Source organism: Phaeovulum sp., assembly GCF_047638075.1.
Taxonomy (GTDB): Bacteria; Pseudomonadota; Alphaproteobacteria; order Rhodobacterales; family Rhodobacteraceae; genus UBA6197.
In genome coordinates, this window is sequence record NZ_JBLJBV010000052.1 from 36,406 (window position 1) to 55,474 (window position 19,069).

19 protein-coding genes and 1 tRNA gene are annotated in these 19,069 nt (G+C 60.1%); 6 read left to right on the plus strand and 14 right to left on the minus strand.

All coding sequences use genetic code 11. The annotated features are described in order from the left end of the window. Positions 1 to 2 precede the first annotated feature (2 nt). The 6 genes from ACM62R_RS07935 to cpaB form a co-directional block, all read right to left on the minus strand. Positions 3 to 1,457, minus strand: coding sequence for a CpaF family protein (locus tag ACM62R_RS07935; protein WP_415183521.1), 1,455 nt, complete (start codon positions 1,455 to 1,457; stop codon positions 3 to 5). Positions 1,458 to 1,467: 10 nt separating this feature from the next. After that, entirely contained in the window at positions 1,468 to 2,736 is a 1,269-nt protein-coding gene (locus ACM62R_RS07940) for an AAA family ATPase (protein WP_415183522.1), read from the minus strand. Between the two features lie 259 nt (positions 2,737 to 2,995). Next, positions 2,996 to 3,676 (minus strand): OmpA family protein, encoded by a 681-nt coding sequence (locus tag ACM62R_RS07945; protein ID WP_415183523.1) that lies wholly within the window; start codon positions 3,674 to 3,676, stop codon positions 2,996 to 2,998. Positions 3,677 to 3,680: 4 nt separating this feature from the next. Then, the gene (locus tag ACM62R_RS07950) at positions 3,681 to 4,841 is read right to left on the minus strand and encodes a type II and III secretion system protein family protein (RefSeq protein ID WP_415183524.1); all 1,161 of its coding nucleotides are present in this window, start codon (positions 4,839 to 4,841) and stop codon (positions 3,681 to 3,683) included. After that, a complete protein-coding gene (locus ACM62R_RS07955; RefSeq protein WP_415183525.1) occupies positions 4,838 to 5,107 on the minus strand; it encodes a pilus assembly protein N-terminal domain-containing protein in 270 nt (89 codons plus the stop codon). The genes ACM62R_RS07950 and ACM62R_RS07955 overlap by 4 nt, the downstream gene beginning before the upstream one ends. Positions 5,108 to 5,346: 239 nt before the next feature. Then, positions 5,347 to 6,216, minus strand: a complete 870-nt coding sequence (gene cpaB / locus ACM62R_RS07960; protein ID WP_415183526.1) for a Flp pilus assembly protein CpaB — start codon at positions 6,214 to 6,216, stop codon at positions 5,347 to 5,349. A gap of 888 nt (positions 6,217 to 7,104) precedes the next feature. On the opposite strand from cpaB, the gene ACM62R_RS07965 reads away from it, so the two are divergent. Genes ACM62R_RS07965 through ACM62R_RS07990 form a run of 6 tightly spaced genes read left to right on the plus strand, consistent with a single transcriptional unit; the run spans position 7,105 to position 14,191 of the window. Next, positions 7,105 to 7,392 carry a DUF6950 family protein gene (locus tag ACM62R_RS07965; protein WP_415183527.1) on the plus strand — a complete coding sequence of 96 codons (288 nt, stop codon included), beginning with the start codon at positions 7,105 to 7,107 and terminating at the stop codon, positions 7,390 to 7,392. Further along, complete coding sequence (locus ACM62R_RS07970; RefSeq protein WP_415183528.1) at positions 7,389 to 11,942, plus strand: phage tail protein; 4,554 nt, start codon at positions 7,389 to 7,391, stop codon at positions 11,940 to 11,942. Before ACM62R_RS07965 ends, ACM62R_RS07970 begins: the two co-directional genes overlap by 4 nt. Then, positions 11,933 to 12,487 carry a hypothetical protein gene (locus ACM62R_RS07975; protein ID WP_415183529.1) on the plus strand — a complete coding sequence of 185 codons (555 nt, stop codon included), beginning with the start codon at positions 11,933 to 11,935 and terminating at the stop codon, positions 12,485 to 12,487. Before ACM62R_RS07970 ends, ACM62R_RS07975 begins: the two co-directional genes overlap by 10 nt. Then, positions 12,484 to 12,813, plus strand: a complete 330-nt coding sequence (locus tag ACM62R_RS07980; RefSeq protein WP_415183530.1) for a hypothetical protein — start codon at positions 12,484 to 12,486, stop codon at positions 12,811 to 12,813. Before ACM62R_RS07975 ends, ACM62R_RS07980 begins: the two co-directional genes overlap by 4 nt. Next, positions 12,810 to 13,484 (plus strand): hypothetical protein, encoded by a 675-nt coding sequence (locus ACM62R_RS07985; protein ID WP_415183531.1) that lies wholly within the window; start codon positions 12,810 to 12,812, stop codon positions 13,482 to 13,484. Before ACM62R_RS07980 ends, ACM62R_RS07985 begins: the two co-directional genes overlap by 4 nt. Then, on the plus strand, positions 13,481 to 14,191 hold the full coding sequence (locus ACM62R_RS07990; RefSeq protein ID WP_415183532.1) for a hypothetical protein: 711 nt from the start codon (positions 13,481 to 13,483) through the stop codon (positions 14,189 to 14,191). Before ACM62R_RS07985 ends, ACM62R_RS07990 begins: the two co-directional genes overlap by 4 nt. Before the next feature lie 193 nt (positions 14,192 to 14,384). Here ACM62R_RS07990 and ACM62R_RS07995 read toward each other — a convergent pair. From ACM62R_RS07995 to hisD, 8 genes are all read right to left on the minus strand, one after another. Beyond that, positions 14,385 to 14,460: transfer RNA gene (locus ACM62R_RS07995), tRNA-Phe, on the minus strand. Positions 14,461 to 14,582: 122 nt separating this feature from the next. Then, positions 14,583 to 14,756, minus strand: a complete 174-nt coding sequence (locus ACM62R_RS08000) for a DNA gyrase inhibitor YacG (RefSeq protein ID WP_415183564.1) — start codon at positions 14,754 to 14,756, stop codon at positions 14,583 to 14,585. Continuing rightward, positions 14,753 to 15,799, minus strand: coding sequence for a ribonuclease E/G (locus ACM62R_RS08005; protein ID WP_415183533.1), 1,047 nt, complete (start codon positions 15,797 to 15,799; stop codon positions 14,753 to 14,755). Before ACM62R_RS08005 ends, ACM62R_RS08000 begins: the two co-directional genes overlap by 4 nt. Beyond that, on the minus strand, positions 15,796 to 16,371 hold the full coding sequence (locus tag ACM62R_RS08010) for a Maf family protein (protein ID WP_415183534.1): 576 nt from the start codon (positions 16,369 to 16,371) through the stop codon (positions 15,796 to 15,798). The genes ACM62R_RS08005 and ACM62R_RS08010 overlap by 4 nt, the downstream gene beginning before the upstream one ends. Next, complete coding sequence (gene infA, locus ACM62R_RS08015) at positions 16,368 to 16,586, minus strand: translation initiation factor IF-1 (protein ID WP_036636451.1); 219 nt, start codon at positions 16,584 to 16,586, stop codon at positions 16,368 to 16,370. Before infA ends, ACM62R_RS08010 begins: the two co-directional genes overlap by 4 nt. Before the next feature lie 144 nt (positions 16,587 to 16,730). Continuing rightward, positions 16,731 to 17,192: a low molecular weight phosphatase family protein gene (locus ACM62R_RS08020; protein WP_415183535.1), complete on the minus strand. Its 462-nt coding sequence runs from the start codon at positions 17,190 to 17,192 to the stop codon at positions 16,731 to 16,733. Continuing rightward, positions 17,192 to 17,671, minus strand: coding sequence for a UPF0262 family protein (locus ACM62R_RS08025; protein WP_415183536.1), 480 nt, complete (start codon positions 17,669 to 17,671; stop codon positions 17,192 to 17,194). Before ACM62R_RS08025 ends, ACM62R_RS08020 begins: the two co-directional genes overlap by 1 nt. Further along, a complete protein-coding gene (gene hisD, locus ACM62R_RS08030) occupies positions 17,668 to 18,981 on the minus strand; it encodes a histidinol dehydrogenase (protein WP_415183537.1) in 1,314 nt (437 codons plus the stop codon). The genes ACM62R_RS08025 and hisD overlap by 4 nt, the downstream gene beginning before the upstream one ends. Between the last annotated feature and the right edge of the window lie 88 nt (positions 18,982 to 19,069).

Below are 19,069 nucleotides of genomic sequence, written 5' to 3' on the forward strand. Positions count from 1 at the left end.
GCTTAACCTTCCACGGGTTCATAGATTGAGGCGGGCAGATCAAAGCCCCATTGCCGGAACCGGTCCGAAAAATGCGACCGGACCCCGGTTGCGGTAAAACGGCCGATGATCGTGCCGTCCGGCGAAAGCCCGAGACGTTCGTATTTGAATATCTCTTGCATCGAGATCACGTCACCCTCCATGCCGGTAATCTCGGTGATTGAGGTCATTCGGCGTGAACCATCTTGCAAACGCGAGGCCTGCACGATCAGGTTCACAGCCGAGGCGATCTGACTGCGCACCGCCTTGATCGGCATTTCGATGCCGGACATGGCGATCATGTTTTCCAGACGCGAGATACCATCACGCGCAGAGTTGGCGTGAATGGTGGTCATCGACCCATCATGGCCGGTGTTCATTGCCTGAAGCATGTCGATCACTTCTTCGCCGCGGGTTTCGCCAACGATGATCCGATCCGGGCGCATCCGCAAGGCGTTACGCAGGCAGTCACGCTGGGTCACTGCGCCTTTGCCCTCTACGTTCGCGGGTCGGCTTTCCATCCGGCCCACATGAACCTGCTGTAGTTGAAGTTCGGCAGTGTCTTCGATGGTCAGGATGCGTTCGGCATTGTCGATAAACGATGACAGCGCATTCAACGTCGTTGTTTTCCCCGAGCCGGTCCCGCCAGAGACGATAATGTTCAGCCGGGTTGAAACGGCGGCCTGAATATAGGCGGCCATTTCTTCGGTAAAGGCGCCAAACCGCACCAGATCGTCGATACCCAGCTTGTCTTTCTTGAATTTCCGAATGGAAACAAGGCTGCCGTCTACGGCGATCGGGGGCACCATCGCGTTGAAACGCGACCCGTCGGCCAGACGCGCATCAACATAAGGGTTGGATTCATCGACCCGTCTGCCGACCGCCGACACGATCTTGTCGATGATCCGCAGCAGGTGCTTTTCATCCTTGAAGGTTGTGTCGGTCAACATCAGTTTGCCGGCCCGTTCCACAAAGATCTGCTGCGGACCATTCACCAGAATATCGTTTACGGTATCGTCTTTCAGCAGCGGTTCCAGTGGGCCAAGCCCCATCACCTCGTCGTAGAGTTCCTGATTAAGCGTGGCGCGGTCCGTCGCGTTCAGCACGACCGACATTTCCGTCAGGGCTTCGGTTGAGATGGCCGAGATTTCAGTTTTGAGGTCACCCTCGGTCGCATGTTCCAACGCCGCAAGATTGAGGTTGTCCAAAAGGCGCTTGTGAAGTTCGAGCTTCAGCTCGCTCATCTTCTCTTTGCGTTTTCTTTCTTTTTCTGCCGCCGCCGTTGCCGTAGCGTCCTGGGCAGGTTGCACGCGGCGCTGCACAAGTGTTTTGTTCCCGTCAGCGGCTGCCGTGTTGGGGTTGGGCATTACCTGCCCCAACGGTTGCGACGGCGCGCCCTTTGGCGTTGTCGCGGCAGACTTTTTGTAGCGCGAGAACATAGATTACTCCTTAGCCGCGGGCGGTTTCGGCGGCACGGTTCAAGTCATAAAGAGACTTTGCAAGTTTCTGGATTTCTTTGCGCAGGGGGGCTTTGGCTGCGGTTTTGGCCAGTGGCTGGCCGTGATCGTTGGCCTGTGTGATCTGCTTTCCACCATCGGCAAGCTGCAATTCAATCGCAATATCAAGGCTTTCCGCCAGACGCCGCACGCGCGACTTGCCGGTCAGATCGGTAAATTTTGGGGCGCGGTTCAACACATAGCGCAGTTTTTCCAGCGGAAGCCCCTCACTCTTTAGCGCCCGAATCATCCGCAAGGCGTTTTGTGCCGACCGCATGTCCAGTTCCAGCATGGCAAAATAGATATGCGCCTGGCTTAGAACTGCCTCGGTCCATTGGACGACGGTCGACGGCATGTCGATGACCACGAAATCAAAATTGGCGCGGGCCATGTCAATGACACGGTTGATGTCTTCGCCACTGACGATGTCCAAAGGCAGCATGTCTGCCGGTGCTGTCAGCACATGTAGGCGGTCGTTGAAGGTCAGCAATGCCTGGCTGAAGATGTCGGCATCCATGTGCCCGGTATCCTGAAGCAGGTCAAACACCGCTTCACGACGGGGAAGATCCAGATAAGTGGACGCAGAGCCATACTGAAAGTCAAAATCGAGCAGGCAAACGCGTGGCCCCCCCTTTTTTTCCACATTTGCCAGTTCCCATGCCAGGTTCACGGCAAATGTTGTCGCCCCGGTGCCGCCTGCCAGCCCGTGGACCGGCAGCACCGTGCCATCCTTGCCGCCCGTTGCCTTGAACTCTGTTACGGGGGCGCTGCCCGCATGTAGCAACGGGTTCACGTTTGTGGCCCCGATCACGTCGACATGCGCCAAACGTTCAATCGCTTCGTGCAATGCACCCTCTGGCAGGGGGTAGGGTACAAAGTCATCCGCCCCAAGACGCAACAGTTGGTGTAGCGCAATGGGGCTAACCTCTTCTGCGATCAGGATCACGCGGATGCCTTTTTCCTTGGCGGTGGTGATGATCGACGAAATCCGGGTAAGGTCGTTTTCATCTTCGCTGTTCACGGCGATGGCAACAAATTCCAGCGTGTCAGCCTCGGGTTGCGACAGAAAGATAGCCGCATCGCCAAAGGTAAGGTCGCCCCAGCTTTCGCCGAGCTCGGCCTCCATATCCTCGATCAGAAGATCGAAGTTTGCGACGTCGCGTGAAATCGTGCATGCGACGATGGGTGCAGGTTCCGGTTTCAACAATACTACTGTGCTCATTGCCTCACGTCCTTCTGTCCGCGGGTTGCGGTCATCGTCCTGATCGGTATCTTTCAAATTTCTCATCTCAGGCTTGTATCCCATGACCTGGGCGCGATTCGAATGTCGCGCCACTACTGCCGATGGTCAACGTCGCTTGCAATCTTGGCGACATTGGGGCCAAAAGACTCCAATTATACGGTAATAAGAGACGATGAAACAAAATAGACGGCCCCCGTTTCCGAAGGCCGTCCTGAATAACGTCAAAAATAGCGGGCAATCAGCCACCACCAGAAATGACCGTGCCCCCAACCTGCGTTCCCGGGTGTTGCCAGGCCGCGCTCTCGACATATTCGCGGAATATGACTTGCGCGTATTTGCCGTTAAGCACTGAGGGATGGTTTTTCACAAAACCCGACACCTCGGTTACGGTGCGGCGGTTTCGTTCCTCGGGGGCCTGCGTATAGACCAGAGGCTGCGTCTTGCCATAAGATACGACCGCTTCCAACCGCGAACGCGAAATGCCATGCGCGGTCAAAAAGTTGACTGCAGCCTGCGCGCGCCGCAACCCCAAGGCTTTGTTGTAGGCCTGCGAGCCGACCAGATCCGTGTGGCCATAAACCCGGAACCGCACTTCGGGGAACTGCCGGATCCAATCTGCCTGTTGTGTCAACGCTGCCTGCGCCGCCCCATCCAAGACCGATGAGTTGAAGGCAAAGTTGACCGTGTTGGGCACGTCCGAAGCAAAACGATTGGTCAATGACACCGCGTAATCGCGTTGTCCCGACTGAAGCAAGGTGTTGTTCATGGTGGAGTTGCCAAACCCACCTTCTGCAAGATCTGATCCAGCCTCGGAATAGAAGTTTGCCTGCATCGGCCCACAAGCCGTTAAGCCCATAACCGCTGCAAATAGCGCCAACCGTATCTTTTGCCCATGTTTGCCGTGATCTTGTCCGTTCATGACGTTACTCCATCACATAGCCGTAAGAGCCGGAAAAGTCCTGCTTGGCGACTTCGGCTGCGGCCCCGGTTTTGGGGCCTGTGCCAACGGTTTTTCCAAACAGGAACAACTCGGCCTCGGTTGGGGGGCGCACGCGGTCGGTCGGCAGCGCCAAGGCTTCGCCACGCGTCGGCGTAACCAGGTGGGGCGTCACGATGATCACCAGTTCAGACTGTTTGCGTGCGTAATCAGCGCTGCGAAACAGCGCGCCTAGAACGGGCACATCACCCAACCAAGGCACCTGACTGTTCAGATCGGTAAAGTCGTCTTGCAGCAATCCGGCAATCGCAAAACTTTCGCCGTCACGCATTTCAACCGTGGTCTGGGTTTCGCGGCGTTTGAATGCATTGACGGAAAAGCCGCCCGATTGCATCGTCACAGTCGTGTCAATCGCTGAAACCGCCGCCTTGATCACAAGGTTGATCGTGTCGCCATCAACGACCCGCGGGGTGAAAGCCATTTCCACGCCAAAGGGTTTATACTGCACGGAAATAGAGTCGCTGTCCCCCGAAACAACAGGGATCGGATATTCGCCACCTGCCAGAAACTTGGCCTCTTGCCCCGAAAGGGCGGTCAGGTTCGGCTCAGCCAGCGTCCGCACGACGCCCTTGGCCTCAAGCGCCTCAAGGACCACGGCCAATTCCAGATTGCCGGCGGTAAAGCCCATGCCAAGGGCCCCAACCGAGGTGCTTTTGGTCGGCACGATGCCATTGTCGAACGCATCATCCACAGCACCCGAACGGGTAAAGTTGCCCGAACCACCGATAAGCCCGACCTTGCTGGATGCGGCTGTACCCCGCAAGCCCAGCGAGGCCGACAGGTTCTTTGAAACAGACCGCTGCATTTCTGCAAAGCGTACTTTCAGCATGACCTGCTGCGTGCCGCCAACGCTCATCAGGTTTGAGACGCGTTCAGGGGCGTAGCGTTGGGCCAGATCCATGGCGCGATCCAGCTTGGCAGCGGATGAAACGGTCCCTGACAGCACGATGCCGTCATTGGCGGTGCGCACTTCAATCTGTTCGCCCGGTAAAATCTGGCGCAGACGCTCTTTGAATTCTGCGACGTCGGGGGTTACCTGGACCTCGACGTTGGTGATCAACTGGCCATCCGCGCCAAGTATCGTCATTGTGTCGTGCGGCCCGGCACCTTGCCCAGCACATAGATCGAACGATCCGACAGGGTGGTGATATCGGCGATGCCTGGGTTGGCAATGGATAGTTCTGCAAAGGGCTGGTCGCTTTCCACAACCACTGCGCGGTTCATCGGGACGTTCAGCGGACTGGATGCCGACCCCGACATGACGCGTAGCGTTTCGGCATTCGCCGGGGCAAGCATCGCAAGCCCTAGTGACGTGCCCAAAAGACATGCCCTCATTACTGCTGTCATCTTCATGGTGATCCTGCCTCTCCGATCACGCCACACCTCGGGTCTAATCGCCCGTTTCGGGGTCTTGAATGCCCAACTTTTTTGCACAATGCGTGAATTGATAGATTTTTGCAATAATCAACCGCTTGAGAGGATGTCTTGATGTGGATAACTTGCAACACTTCTGCATTATCGCACCTATCCACAAAGGCGAAAGGCCCCGGGGCAGGGCCTTTATGGCGCATGTGCCCCTCATCCAGCAGTTGTCAGTTCGTGCAAGGTATCTCTGTTTCGATCAATTCACCGGCTTTTCGCGTGCGAATAGTGCAGACCTTGCCGGCCTCTACCTCGATGACCTCAGGGGCCTTGATGCCCAGAAGGTGATCCCGGTCAATTTCGATGGCGCCCACGGCCATTGTATCAGACGTTCCGACAAGCGAAAGCGTCAGCCGGCCCGTCGATTGTGCCAGCGTCAGCGCCGCAACCTGTTTTGGCGTCACCTCGGCAGTGACGGTGCGGGCAATCATCGTTTCCTCCGAGCGATCCGCGTCGGCGCTTTGGTCGATGGCGATAAGTTTGAGGTTGGTATCGATCAGCTTGGTGACCTGAGTATTGCCCGAGGCGCCCGACCAATACACATCCACCCTGTCACCGGGCCGCAAAAATCCTGAAACCCCCGAGGCCACATCAACGTTTATGGTAAAGGCGCGCATATTGGGCGCAAGGTTTGCCATGATACCGGCATCCAGACCGGGGGCAGTGACCTTTGATGCGAGCAGGGGCTCGAACGGCTCATAGCTGCGTAGTGCGGCGCGTGCGCGCGTTTCGCCCTCAAAAAAGACGGCGCGCGGTGCATTCTCTACCCCTTGGGGGCCTGTTATGGCTTGAAATGCCGTATCGGGTGCTTTGCCTGCCTGCACCTTGATCACTTCAAGATCCATCTTCGAGAAACGCTCGCCGTATTTGAGGGGCTTTTTGGTCACAACGACATCAATCAGCTGCGGGGCCTCTGCCTGGGTTGCCAAAAGATAGTCACGCTCTGCCTGGGCCTGCGTGATGTAATCCTGGGCCATGTAAACTGCGAAACCGGCCAATCCGACCCCGAGAATCAGAACCAACCCAAAGATCATCCGCATGGTATATTCCTCTCCTCATACCTTAAGCCGTACCATGGACGACCGGGGTTACTACTACAATAACGCGAGTTTTTTCCACAGGAAAGTGGCAGTACCGTGGCAATGTGGCGGCGACGTAACGGAAAGTAGTGATCCTTGTAATCAAGCCACCTGCGCGACGCAGCAGCGTTAAAGGCGTTTTGTAGGGGAGGGGGCTACCTTCTGGACTAACCGGATAGGGGTGAGGCCCGACCAAAAAGCGCCGTGGATATTGGGGTTATTGACGAAAGCGGGCGCAGGGGTGTCGTGTCAGCGATGAAAGCAGGGGGCGGTTCTGGCGCAAAAATCCAGCATGTAGCGCGCAGGAACTTTCATTCGGGCAGCACCAACCGCGCAGAACGCAACAGACTGTTAAAATCGAGAAATTTGAAGGTGTGGGGCGGCGGAGGTCCGTGAAATGACCAGCGCGTTCTGTGCTGTCCAATGTGTTGAGGTCCGACAATTTGTCGGACCTTGTTTATTTGTGTCGGACCTTAAAAAGCCACATGTTTACAAGTGGTTGTAATTTCTGGACTTAGGCCACGATCGTGATTGAGGTCCGACAAGCCAAAGCGTCAGAAAAGTGCCTGGCGATGGTGGTTCTGACGCCGCGCGACCTGACCGCCTACGGGCGAACAGATCCCTTGGCCTAACCGATCCCGAACCGGTTCGATCGATCAGCGCAGGCTCCGAAGCTGCTCAATGCTCCAGCAGCGGGATATTCAACAAGGGGGGAAGTGACCGATGAGTGTGACACTTTTTCCCGATTGGCGTAGCCGTCTGATCGGCTATCTGGCCGAGGTTTCCCGCCAGCCCTTCTGTTAGGGTACCCACGATTGCGGCCTGTTTGTCGCGGGCGCGATTGCCGCGATGACGGGCGAGGATCCGGCCCGGCCCTGGCGCGGCAAATACCGCACCCTCAAGGCCGGTTTGAACCAGCTTCAAAAGACCGAGTTCGCCGATCATGTCACGATTGCTGCCGCCCGCTACCCGGAAATCCATCCCGCCCGCGCCGCTGTCGGCGATATCGCCGTGGTGGAGGGCGATGACGGTATGGCCGCGCTGGGGCTGGTCCAGGGCGAGCTGATCTATGTGCTGCGCCGCGATGGGCTGGCGACCCTGCCGCTGACCTCGGCTCGGAGGGCGTTTCGGATATGAGGATCCTTGCGTTAGCTTTCGTGCTGTTTCTGACGGCTGCCGCCCCGGCGCAGGCTGGCCCGGTCGGTGCGGCCATCGGCGCGGTGGTCCAGGCGATCACGGCCTTTGCTGCCAAAGGCGCATTTGCCAGTTTTCTGGTGCAGACGGCGCTCTCGGTCGGGCTTTCACTGTTGGCCCGCGCGCTGTCCCCCAAGGTTCGCGCCCCCGGGATCAAGACGGATGTCACCCAGACCGGCGGCACCACACCGCAAAGCTTCATTCTGGGCTGGTCAGCGACCGGCGGTCAGCTGGTCGCGCCCCCGATGAGCTATGGCAAGGCGGGCGACACGCCAAACGCCTATCTGGCCTATGTCGTGGCCCTGTCAGCCACCCCGGGTCAAACCCTGACGCGGTTGATCGTCAATGATGAATATGTGCCCGTTGACGGGGCGGTCGACGGCGACGGGATGACCACGGTCACCGGCAAATATGCAGGCTACATCCGGGTGCGGTTCCATGATGGCAGCCAGACGGTGGCGGACCCGTTGTTGCGCGCAAAGTTCGGCGCTGACCCCGGCCGCCCCTGGACGGCCGACATGGTCGGAACCGGCACCGCCTATGCCGTCGTCGTGTTCAAATACAAGCGCGAGGTCTTCAACGGTCTGCCCAGCGTACGGTTTGAATGCAACGGGATCCCGCTCTATGATCCGCGCGCCGACAGCAGCGTCGGCGGTGCGGGCGCCCAGCGTTGGGATACCCCGGCCAGCTGGGCCCAGTCTACCAATCCGGCAGTGATCACCTACAATATCCTGCGCGGCATCCGGCTGCCGGACGGCAATATCTGGGGCGGCGAGTGCGGCGCGGACGAGCTTCCCCTGGCCAGCTGGTTCGCCGCGATGAACGAATGCGACATGGCGATCGCGCTTGAGGGCGGCGGTACCGAGCCGCAGTATCGGGCCGGGTTTGAGGTCTCGGTCGATGAAGAGCCGGCCGATATCATCGACGAGCTGCTCAAGGCCTGTTCTGGCCAGATCACCGAAATCGGCGGCATCTGGAAAATCCGCATCGGCGGGCCGGGGATGCCGGTCTATTTCTTCAGCGACGACGATATCCTGATCGACCATGATCAGGTGTTCGAGCCGTTTCCGGGGCTGGATGGAACGTGGAACGGCGTTCATGCCAGCTACCCTGAACCGGTCAGCCTGTGGGAGACGAAAGACGCTCCGCCGCGCTACAATGAGGCGTTGGAAGTGCTGGATCAGGGGCGCCGCCTGATCGCCGACCTGACCCTGCCGGCCGTGCCCTATCCGACGCAGGTCCAGCGCCTGATGCAATCCTACATCAACGAAGAGCGGCGGTTCCGGCGCCACCATGTCAGCTTGCCCCCCGAAGCGGCCGTGCTGGAGCCGCTTGACGCCATCGCCTGGACATCGGAGCGCCACGGTTACAGCACGAAGCTGTTCGAGTTGTTCGAGATCACCGATGAGCTGATGCAGATGTCGCAGACCGTTGGCCTGCGCGAACGGGATGCGGCCGATACGGACTGGCAGCCCTCGGACGCCTTGCCGACCGGCATCGTGCCGCCCGGGATCACCACCCCGATCGCGCGTGTGGTGCCCGGCTTTGCCGTTGCCGCCACCACCGTGACCGACAGTGGCGGTCTGGCACGCCGTCCGGCATTGCTTCTGACCTGGACCGGTCAGGAAGCGGATGACACGCGCGGTCTCGAATGGGAGGTTCGCGTCAAGGCAACCGAAGCCTCTGCCGCCCGCGGCTCGACCCTGTCGGTCGCGGACGGGTCGCTGATCGTGTCTCAGGGCCTGCTGGCCAACACCGAATACGAGGTGCGCGCCCAGCTGGTCGCGGATCTGGACACTGTCTGGACCATCTGGCTATCGGTCACCACGCCCGACATCCGGCTGAGTGAGGCCGATCTTGCCCAGCCGTTCCTGGACCGGATCACGGATGCCGAAGCGGCTGTCGATGCCGCCACGGCTCAGGCGCAGACCGCCGACGCCAAGGCGCAATCGGTTCGCAATTCTCACGACGCGCTGGTGTCAGGCTTTACCGGAAACCTGACGGATGCCTTCGCTGGCGTTCAGGGGGGCATTACATCGATCACCGCCGACCTGTCGTCGTTCTACGACAGTTCCGGCAAGCAAATCAAAGCGTCCGCGCTGACGAGCTACTATACCAAAACGGCAACGGACAGCGCGATTGCCGCCAAGGGCACGACCCTGCAAGCCAATATCGACGCGCTCAGCGGTCAGGTTACAGACATTGTGGGCCTGAACATCAGCCCATCCTCGGCATTGGCGACCTCGCTGACGCAGCTTCAGGCCAGTGTCACAACGGCGAAAGCGACCGCAGATGGCAAGGGTAAAGTGTTCTTCCAGACGAGCGCACCGGCCACGGATGACCGACTGCCGCAAAACCTCTGGATCGACACGACGGGCGGCGCGAACACGCCGAAGCGATGGAATGGCACCGCTTGGACCGCAGTTTCCGACAAGGCTGCTACCGATGCGAAGAACAGCGTCACCTCGCTTGCCGCGACCGTAACGGCACAGGGTAGCGCGATTGCTGATCTTGAGACAGGCGCCAGCGCGGGATACCTGATCAAGGCTCAGGCGGGTGGCGCGGTGTCGCTGATCGACCTGATCGCAGCCGATGGGTCTGGCGCTGCCCCCAGCTCTATCGTCCGCATAAAGGCCGACGACATCTTGCTTGATGGCAGTGTGAGTGCGCAGAAGCTAACCATCCACGACAATTCGGCGGTATTTTCTGAGGTGTTTGACAGCGCAATTGCCTTGGATGGCTGGGAAGGTGTGAACGGTTCTTCAGGTGAAGTGGCGATTGTCACGAGTGCGAACGCCAAACAGGGCGGCAAGGTGCTGCGCGCAGGAAACAACGCTGGCAACGACCAGGTCTGGTATGTCTCCAAAACCCTGATCCCGTTTGACGCCGACCGGACCTACCGCATGCGTGTTGGCGTTCATCAGGTCTCAGGCGCCGACAACAAAATCTACGCAGGCTATGTCGGCGTGGCGGCGGATGGGGTGACACTGGTCAATAACAGCGGCGCAAACTCCCATTCCCAGCAACACTATCACTGCATAAACGGTCAGATATTGACCGTCGGTGAATACCTTCTGCTCGAAGGCTATACCCAAGGCCACGGCGAAGTGAGCGGAACTAATAACGCTGGGTCGCTGGAAGAGCCGGCTAAGGTGCATCCCAATGTGCGCTACCTGCGACCGCTGGTGATCGTCAACTATTCGAACAAGGCGGGCGTCTGCGAGATTGATTTCGTCAAGGTTGATACGGTCTCTGACGCCACGTTGATCGCTGATGGGGCGATCACGACAAGCAAGATTGTCGCCGGGGCAATCACCGGGCAGCATGTCGAAGCGGGTTCACTTGACGCGAGTGTCATTGGCGCGGGAAAGATCGACGCGGCCTTTCTGAACGTGAACGAGCTTCTGACCATCGATGCGGCCAACGCCGGGTTCTCGATGGGCAAGGTGGGGGCGACGGATCAGTCCGTTCCGGGGATCTACCTGGGAACGACGCCGGGCGCAGCGGGAAACAACTTCGGCTTTCTCGCAGGAACCTCGTTCAGTGGTAAAGATCAGTATGTTCAGATCACGCAGGAGACAGGTCTGCGGATTCAAAACGCTCGGCATTATGTCTCAGCCGCCCCACCTACCGAAGACATAGATGTCACCGCCACCCCCGGCTCGCGCATCGTGCTGCCGGTTGGCACGGCACGACTTTCACTGAAGCTCTTGGGCGGCGGCGGCGGCGGTGGCACTAAGGAGAACGTCGGTGGCAACGGCGGACAGACTCTGGTGCGTCTGTTCGACGGTAACACCTATACTGGTGTGTCCTGGAGCTCTGCTGGCGCGGTTGGTGGTGCGAAGAACACCGCAACCTCAACAAACGGTGCCAACTCCGCCCTCGGCACAGGTGGTGGGAGAGGGTATGGCGAACAATACGAGCTTCATGAATCCCCCATGTTCCGCATTGTCGCGCCTAAATCCGCAACGGGGTATGGCGCTGGTGGTGGCGGGTCTGCTTCTGGCACTCAATACGCAATGAGCTATGGCTATGGTGGTCAGGCCGCAGGAATTGTCTATGTAACTGAATACGACCTACTCTCAATTACCAACCCGCAGCTGGAGATAACCATCGGTGGTAAGGGTATTGGTGGCGCAAGTGCTGGTGACAAGGGTGGTGATGGTTCCCCCGGCATCGTGAAATACGCCGCCACCGCGTTTGTGGCTACTCTTGCCGACGTTGTGCCGTTATCGCCGCAAGCAGTTGGAACCTTGTCAAACAAAGGTCCGTTTCCTGATCTGGGGTCCGGTCTGTGGCTTCTGACTTGTGCGGGAACGGAACAAAACGTGGCACTTGGGACCATGAAAACAGATAATTCAGGCACCAACCACTCATACACTTACGGCAGCACGATCACATTCTTCTCTGAAATAACCCCTGTGATCGTCACCAATGGGAACGCCGCCAGAACACTCAACTACAAATTCTACTCGATGGGAGCTTGGGGCTGATACGCGTCTATTACGATACCGAGACCGGCGATATCCGGTTCACCATGCTCTTGGCGGCTGGCGCAGGTCAGGGACCGGCGGGCAACTATATCGAGGTGCCGGATGATACGCCCACCGCTAACCTCGCCGCCCTGCGCGTCGCGGATGGCGCCCTCGTCACAGCCAATCTCGCCCCGCTGAAGCTGGATGCGGTGGCAAAGATCAACCAGGTGATCGGATATCTACGCGCCGCAATCACCACCGACATCGCCGGTCAGCAGATGATCTATCTGCGCAAAGAGTCCGAGGCTCGGGCCTGGCTGGCTGAGGCGACACCCGATATTGCCGAGTATCCGATGATCGCGGCCGAGGTCGGTATCACCGGTGAAACGGCGGATCAGGTGGCACAGGTCTGGGTCAATATGGCAGCACTCTGGACCGGGATTTCAGCGGGGTTGGAAGGGGCGCGGATCGGGCATATCAGCCTTGTCGACGCCGCCCAGACCGCCGCCGAGATCGACGCTGCCGTGGTCGCATTCTTCGCCGTAATGGAGGCAATCACATGAATACTCTGCCGGCCATCAAGCTAGGGGACAGTTTCCTGTTGCCGATCACCGTCTCTGACGCCGATCTGGTCCCGGAAGATATTACCGCCTGGACCGTCAGGATGCAGGGGCGGCAGGGCAATGCCACCAGCGCGCTGATCCACGAATTCCTGTTCACCAAGACAAGCCCCGGCCTCGGTCGCGGCGAATTCAGCGCAGCAGCTGCGGACAGTATCAATTGGCCGGTTGGCTCGATGCTGCTCGATATCGAGATCATCACCCCGTCGGGTCGGGTTCATCACACCGAAACGTTCAGGCTTCCGGTCGGCGCAGGTGTAACGCGATGAGCACAACACTGACCTTGCAGCCGCTTTATGTCGTCACGCTGGAGCTAACCCACGGGCCCATACCGCTGCACGTCGGCATCGGCGGGGGTTCTGGGTCCGGCGGCGGCTCCGACGGTCTCAGCGCCTATCAGATTGCGGTGCAGAACGGCTTTACGGGCACCGAGCCTGATTGGCTGGCGTCGCTGAAGGGCGTGCCGGGGGCGGACAGCACGGTACCGGGGCCGAAGGGCGACCCGGGCGCGCCGGGTGCGGACAGCACGGTGCCGGGGCCGAAGGGCGATCCGGGCGCGCCGGGTGCGGACAGCACGGTACCGGGGCCGAAGGGCGATCCGGGCGCGCCGGGTGCGGATAGTACGGTGCCGGGTCCGAAGGGCGATCCGGGTGCGCCGGGGGCGGACAGCACGGTACCGGGGCCGAAGGGCGATCCGGGTGCGCCGGGGGCCGATAGCACAGTGCCTGGGCCGAAGGGCGACCCGGGTGCGCCGGGGGCGGATAGCACGGTGCCGGGGCCGAAGGGCGATCCGGGTGCGCCGGGTGCGGATAGCACGGTGCCGGGGCCGAAGGGCGATCCGGGCGCGCCGGGCCAGTCTATCACGGTTGTCGTCGTCGCCAGCGCGGCACTGATACCGGAGCCACCTGACGCCAACACTCTCTATCTGGTATCGGCATGACGGTTGCGGATTTCTCAGGTGCGGTTCGGGCTTTCTTCGGTGCCAGTGAAATCGTGGAGGCACATTTCGGCGGAGCAAAGATCTGGCAAAAGCCAGCTGCGCCGGGTGGCGGCCTTGAGTTGGTTGGTTGTTCCTCATCGGTATCCGAGGCGACCGGGGGGCGTCTCTATTTTGATTACCCGGCGGGGATGCTGCCGGGAGACTTTGCCGTTTGCATGCTCGGGATACGAAATTCGCATATGGTGCTGGAGTTCGACGGCTACTCGGCGGGTCCGGAGTTTCCGAACAGCTCTAGTACACGAGTTGGGTCGCGGGTCTTTTCTCGAGTGATCGACGGGACCGAGGGTGCGCAGGGTCTGGTCGTGATCAATTCAACTAACGGCTATTCTGCAGTGTGCGCCGTTTATCGTGGGGCTGCCGGGTTTGGCGCGGATGCCCAGGTAATGACGCCCAGCGTGGTCGACCCGACAACGCCGGGTGTTGTCGCCATGGCAGGCAGTCTCATTCTCTCGATTTGGACAACCTCGGCGCGGACAATAACCCCTCCGGGTGACGGGCTCGTTCTTGGCTCCGTCAGTACGGCACAGGGCTGCATCGCGGTTGAACAGTCCGGCCCTGTCGCAGCAGGCGCAACGGCAGAACATACGGCGACTCTTGGTTCTTCTAACTACAACATCGCGGCGACGTTAGAGATTCTGGCGGCATAGCGGCGAGCGCCGAACCGCAGCCCCCGTCAAAATAATTTCCGTCCAGAAGATTGCACCGTTCTGTCCAGAAGATCACGCCGCGCTACAGCTACAACCACGCGGTAAAAATGTCCCAAGGACAGATCCGAAAAGCCCGAGGTAATAAGCAACCCGAGGGCTGAAAGCAGTTTTTTATCTTTATCAAGGGATTGAGTGGTGCCCGGAGACGGATTTGAACCGCCGACACGCGGATTTTCAATCCGCTGCTCTACCAACTGAGCTATCCGGGCGCCGGGATAATGGGCGAACCCATACGGCTTGGCGGATTACCTAGACGAGGGCTAAAGGGCTGTCTAGTGGGTTTGGTGGAAATTTCGCCATTCTTCGGGGTTATCGAAAGAATTTTCCCCGCTCAGTTCAGCGGCTGTTCTGGTGGCGGGGCCGGGTAATCGTCTTCGTCAGTTGCATTGCCCGCAATGACGTAGGATCCGGTCAGCCAGCGCCCAAGGTCAACGTCAGCACAGCGTTTGGAACAAAATGGCCGATACTTGGGGTCGGTTTTTTTGGAACAGATCGGGCAGGTCAGGGCGCAGCCTCCAGAATCGTTGTTAGCGCAACGCGGTCGCGTTTGCGTTGCAGCTCAAAATTACCCAAGGGGGTCCAGCCGGCAAGGCTGGTTTCGGCCGCCTCACCGCGAAAGGCGGCGCGGATCTGTTGCTCTAACGTGGCGCGGTCCTTTTTGGGCATCGGCGCAAAATCAACCGTCACCTGCCCGCCCAGGCCGCGCAGCCGTAGCTGGCGTGGCAGATCGCGCGCGGCGGCGATATTGGCCTTCAACCCTGCCGCGGGCGAGGTATCGGCGCCGGTATTCACATCGACCGCGATCAACGCGCGGGTCGGCTCGATCATCATATGCGCGCCGCCGGTCAGATCGACGCGGGGGGTCAGCAGTGCCTCTAGCGCGTCGTCAACGCCGTGGTCGTGCATCGCGCCTTCGCCGTCGGCAATATCATCGGGGGCCGGGTCGGCCCAGTCGCGCCACGCCTCTTCGTGCGGCGAGGGGGCATCGACCAGAAGCTCGGGTTGACCCGAAACATCGGCCAGCACGGCATCAGCCAGATCACGCATGGCGGTGATGTCGCCCTGCACCTCGGCGTTGTCAGCGCCGTCGCAGGCCGACCGCAGGATCAGCCCATGCGCACTGCCCGCCATCGCCTCGGCGGCCAGTGCCTCAAGTGCAGTGCGGGTATCATCGTCGCGGATACGGCGTGACACATTCAGCCCCGGTGCTGCAGGCGTGACAATCGCGTAGCGGCTTTTGAACAAAAGCCGCGTGGTGACGGGTAACGCCTTTCCGGGCTCGGTTCCGCCCGCAACCTGAACAAGGATCGCCTGACCGGGGGCAAGCCCGCCCGTTTCACGCAAAAAGCCGCGCCCCTCGGGCAAACGCACGAAAACGCCGCCCTGGCCCTTCATCTGCCGATCCACGACCGCGCGGCAGATTGCGCCGGGGGCCAGGGCCACCGCGCTGCCCGGATCCAGGATCAGGTCTTCCAACTGTCCGTCTTGCATCAGCGCGGCGGCCTCACGGCCCCGCAGGTGCCCCAAAACGACGATACGTCCCTTCATCGGCGGTCCTCCGCACGCAGACCGGCCGCGCGCAACAATGTGGCGGTTTCGGCCAGAGGCAGGCCCACAACGCCGGTAAACGACCCTTGCAGCCATGGGATAAACGCGCCTGCCGCGCCCTGAATGGCATAGCCGCCCGCCTTGCCCTGCCATTCGCCCGAGGTGAGATAGGCGTTCACCTCGGCGTTTGACAGGGGTTTGAATTTGACAATCGTATCGACTAGCCGTTCCCAGACCCGGTCGCCCGCGCGGACCGCCACGGCAGTCAGCACATGGTGGCGCCGCCCGGAAAGCGCCCAGAGAAATTCGGCCGCTTCGCCTGCATCGCGTGGCTTGCCCAGAATCCGGCGCCCGACACAAACGGTAGTGTCGGCGCACAGCAGCACCTCATCGGTGGCCAGCGGCAATGCGGCGACCTTTTCACGCGCCATCCGCGCGACATAGTCACGCGGGCGTTCACCTTTGTGGGGGTCTTCGTCGATCTCGGGCGCGCGCACCGTGTCTGGCGTCAGCCCAAGCTGCGCCAACAGCTCCCGTCGCCGGGGGCTGGCCGAGCCTAGAACCAGTTTCACTTGAAACGATAGTTGATGCGACCCTTCGACAGGTCGTAGGTATTCATTTCCACCTGAACCTTGTCGCCCGCCAGAACCCTGATCCGGTTCTTGCGCATTTTTCCTGCCATATGTGCGATGATCTCATGGCCGTTTTCCAGCTCGACCCTGAACGTCGCATTGGGCAGGAGTTCCTTCACGACGCCGGGGAATTCGAGCATTTCTTCCTTGGCCATGGTCACTCCATATGATGCACCCGCCAAAACCGCAGGCGAGCCTGTATTGCGCCGGGTCGCGGCAATTTTCAAGGCTTATGTCAAGAGAAAAGGGGTTTTGTTTGCCAACAACGAATACCGGGCATTGGTGGGGGCGACTTCGGCTTATGTTTGCGGGATCTGTGGCGGGCCAAAACGCTCCAGCATCCGGGTTTTGATCTGATCGCGTGTCTGGCGGTAGACGGTCAGCTGGGCTTCGCGGTTTTCGGCTATGCCGGTTGGGTCCATGACCGGCCAGTATTCCACATCAAGATGGAAATACCGCGTCAATTCCAACGCGCGACGCTGGCTTGCGGGCGACAGGGCAATGACCAGATCAAATCCCGAAAGATCGTCGCCCCAGTCTTGCATTTCATCGAATGAACGCGCCCGGTGCCGCCCCAGTTCAACCCCGATTTCCTGACACACCGTCACGGTGAAGCCGTCAACCATCATATCGCTTTTGACGCCAACAGATTGCGCGTAGACTTCTTGCCCGTAAAACTTTTTCATCATGCCCTCGGCCATCGGCGAGCGTGTCGCATTATGGTCGCAGCAAAACAAAACCGAATGGGGTAGTTTTACCATTATGTTCCCGGTGTCAGTACGCAAATCAAAGTGAACAAACGCCGCGCTGTGTCAATATCAAGCTCGGCTTTGCCCTCCAGTCGTTCCTGAAGCACCCGTGCGCCTTCGTTGTGAATCCCGCGTCGGGCCATGTCGATGGCTTCGATCTGGCTGGGGGGCAGGCGTTTGACGGCCTCAAAATAACTTTTGCAGATCTGGAAATAGTCTTTGACCACCTGCCGGAATGGGCCGAACGATAGGTGAAAAGCGGCTACCGGTTCGTCGCTTTCTGACCGCAAGTCGAACACCAACCGCCCCTCACGCACCGCAAGCCCCATCGCGAAAGGGCCAGCCGGGGCTGCTATATCGCCCTTTGACGGAAGCGCGAAGGAATTGTCCTCCAGCAAATCATAGATCGCGACCTTGCGTTCCTGCTCAATCTCGGGGGTCAGCGCGGCAAAACCCTGATCATCAATGTCAATCCGTGTGATCCGGCTCATTTTCCGCCTCCTTCGTTCAGGGCGTCAAGGCGCGCGCGCACCGAAAGCCCGTGTGCCTCAAGGCTTTCCGAGTTGGCAAGCCGTTCTGCGGCAGGGCCAATCTCGGCCAGCGCCGCCGGGGTCATCTTTGCCAAGGTCGTCCGTTTGAGGAAATCCAGTACGGAAAGCCCCGATGAAAACCGGGCCGAGCGCGCCGTGGGTAGCACATGGTTTGGCCCGCCGACATAATCCCCAATGGCTTCGGGTGTGTAACTGCCTAGAAAAATCGCCCCTGCATGGGTGATCTTGGTGGCCAGCGCATCGGGGTCGGCCACGCATAATTCCAGATGTTCGGGGGCCACCCTGTTTGAAAGGGTTGCGGCCTCGTTCAGATCACGGGTCACGATGATTGCGCCATAGTCGCGCCAACTGGCCCCGGCAATTGCGCGTCGTTCCAGTGTTTGCAATCGCGCCTCGACCGCGGCCGCGACGGCCCGGCCAAAATCTGCATCATCGGTCAGCAGAATGGATTGCGCGCTTTCGTCGTGTTCGGCCTGGCTTAGCAGGTCAAGCGCGATCCAGTCGGGGGTGTTGTCGCGGTCAGCGATGACCAGAATTTCCGAGGGCCCGGCGATCATGTCGATCCCAACCTTGCCAAACACCCGGCGCTTGGCCGCCGCCACATAGGCGTTGCCCGGCCCGGTGATCTTGTCGACCGGAGTGATTGTTTCGGTGCCGTAGGCCAGCGCTGCCACCGCCTGCGCGCCGCCGATGCGGTAGACGGTGTCCACCCCCGCAATCTGCGCGGCCAACAAGACCAGCGGGTTGACCACGCCGCCCGGCGTCGGGCAGGCGATGACCAGCCGCTTAACCCCGGCAACCCGCGCCGGAATGGCATTCATCAGCACCGAAGACGGATAGCTGGCCAGCCCCCCCGGCACATAAAGCCCGGCTGCCGAAACGGGTGTGAAACGCCAGCCCAGTTGGGCGCCGCTGGCCTCTTGCCAAAGCGCGTCTTCGGGCATCTGGCGCGCGTGATAGGCCCCGATCCGGTCCGCGGCCAGTTCCAGCGCGGCGCGATCTTCGGGGGCGATCTTGGCGATCTCGGCGGCAATCTCATCTGGTGTGAAGGCCAGAGTGTCAGGCGTCAGCGTCAGCCGGTCAAACCGTTTGGTCAGCTCGATCACTGCCGCGTCGCCACGCGCGCGCACATCTGCGATGATCGTGGCTACGGCCTCATCCACATCAGGGGCATCTTCGCGCTTGGCGCCAAGCAGCGCCTTGAAAGCCGCGTCAAAACCGGCATCGCGGGTAGACAGAAACTGTGGCATGATCAACACTCCTGTAGCCGAACCCGATTAGTCGCTGATCGCCCCTGCGGCAAGCGCTGCATCACAGGGCAGGCCCCAAAACGCCACG

Coding starts and splice junctions, on each gene's coding strand:
- ACM62R_RS07935 (WP_415183521.1), bottom strand. CDS start 1,457: ATGTTCTCGCGCTACAAAAAGTCTGCCGCGACAACGCCAAAGGGCGCG.
- ACM62R_RS07940 (WP_415183522.1), bottom strand. CDS start 2,736: ATGAGCACAGTAGTATTGTTGAAACCGGAACCTGCACCCATCGTCGCA.
- ACM62R_RS07945 (WP_415183523.1), bottom strand. CDS start 3,676: ATGAACGGACAAGATCACGGCAAACATGGGCAAAAGATACGGTTGGCG.
- ACM62R_RS07950 (WP_415183524.1), bottom strand. CDS start 4,841: ATGACGATACTTGGCGCGGATGGCCAGTTGATCACCAACGTCGAGGTC.
- ACM62R_RS07955 (WP_415183525.1), bottom strand. CDS start 5,107: ATGAAGATGACAGCAGTAATGAGGGCATGTCTTTTGGGCACGTCACTA.
- cpaB (WP_415183526.1), bottom strand. CDS start 6,216: ATGCGGATGATCTTTGGGTTGGTTCTGATTCTCGGGGTCGGATTGGCC.
- ACM62R_RS07965 (WP_415183527.1), top strand. CDS start 7,105: ATGACGGGCGAGGATCCGGCCCGGCCCTGGCGCGGCAAATACCGCACC.
- ACM62R_RS07970 (WP_415183528.1), top strand. CDS start 7,389: ATGAGGATCCTTGCGTTAGCTTTCGTGCTGTTTCTGACGGCTGCCGCC.
- ACM62R_RS07980 (WP_415183530.1), top strand. CDS start 12,484: ATGAATACTCTGCCGGCCATCAAGCTAGGGGACAGTTTCCTGTTGCCG.
- ACM62R_RS07985 (WP_415183531.1), top strand. CDS start 12,810: ATGAGCACAACACTGACCTTGCAGCCGCTTTATGTCGTCACGCTGGAG.
- ACM62R_RS07990 (WP_415183532.1), top strand. CDS start 13,481: ATGACGGTTGCGGATTTCTCAGGTGCGGTTCGGGCTTTCTTCGGTGCC.
- ACM62R_RS08005 (WP_415183533.1), bottom strand. CDS start 15,799: ATGAAGGGACGTATCGTCGTTTTGGGGCACCTGCGGGGCCGTGAGGCC.
- infA (WP_036636451.1), bottom strand. CDS start 16,586: ATGGCCAAGGAAGAAATGCTCGAATTCCCCGGCGTCGTGAAGGAACTC.
- ACM62R_RS08020 (WP_415183535.1), bottom strand. CDS start 17,192: ATGGTAAAACTACCCCATTCGGTTTTGTTTTGCTGCGACCATAATGCG.
- ACM62R_RS08025 (WP_415183536.1), bottom strand. CDS start 17,671: ATGAGCCGGATCACACGGATTGACATTGATGATCAGGGTTTTGCCGCG.
- hisD (WP_415183537.1), bottom strand. CDS start 18,981: ATGCCACAGTTTCTGTCTACCCGCGATGCCGGTTTTGACGCGGCTTTC.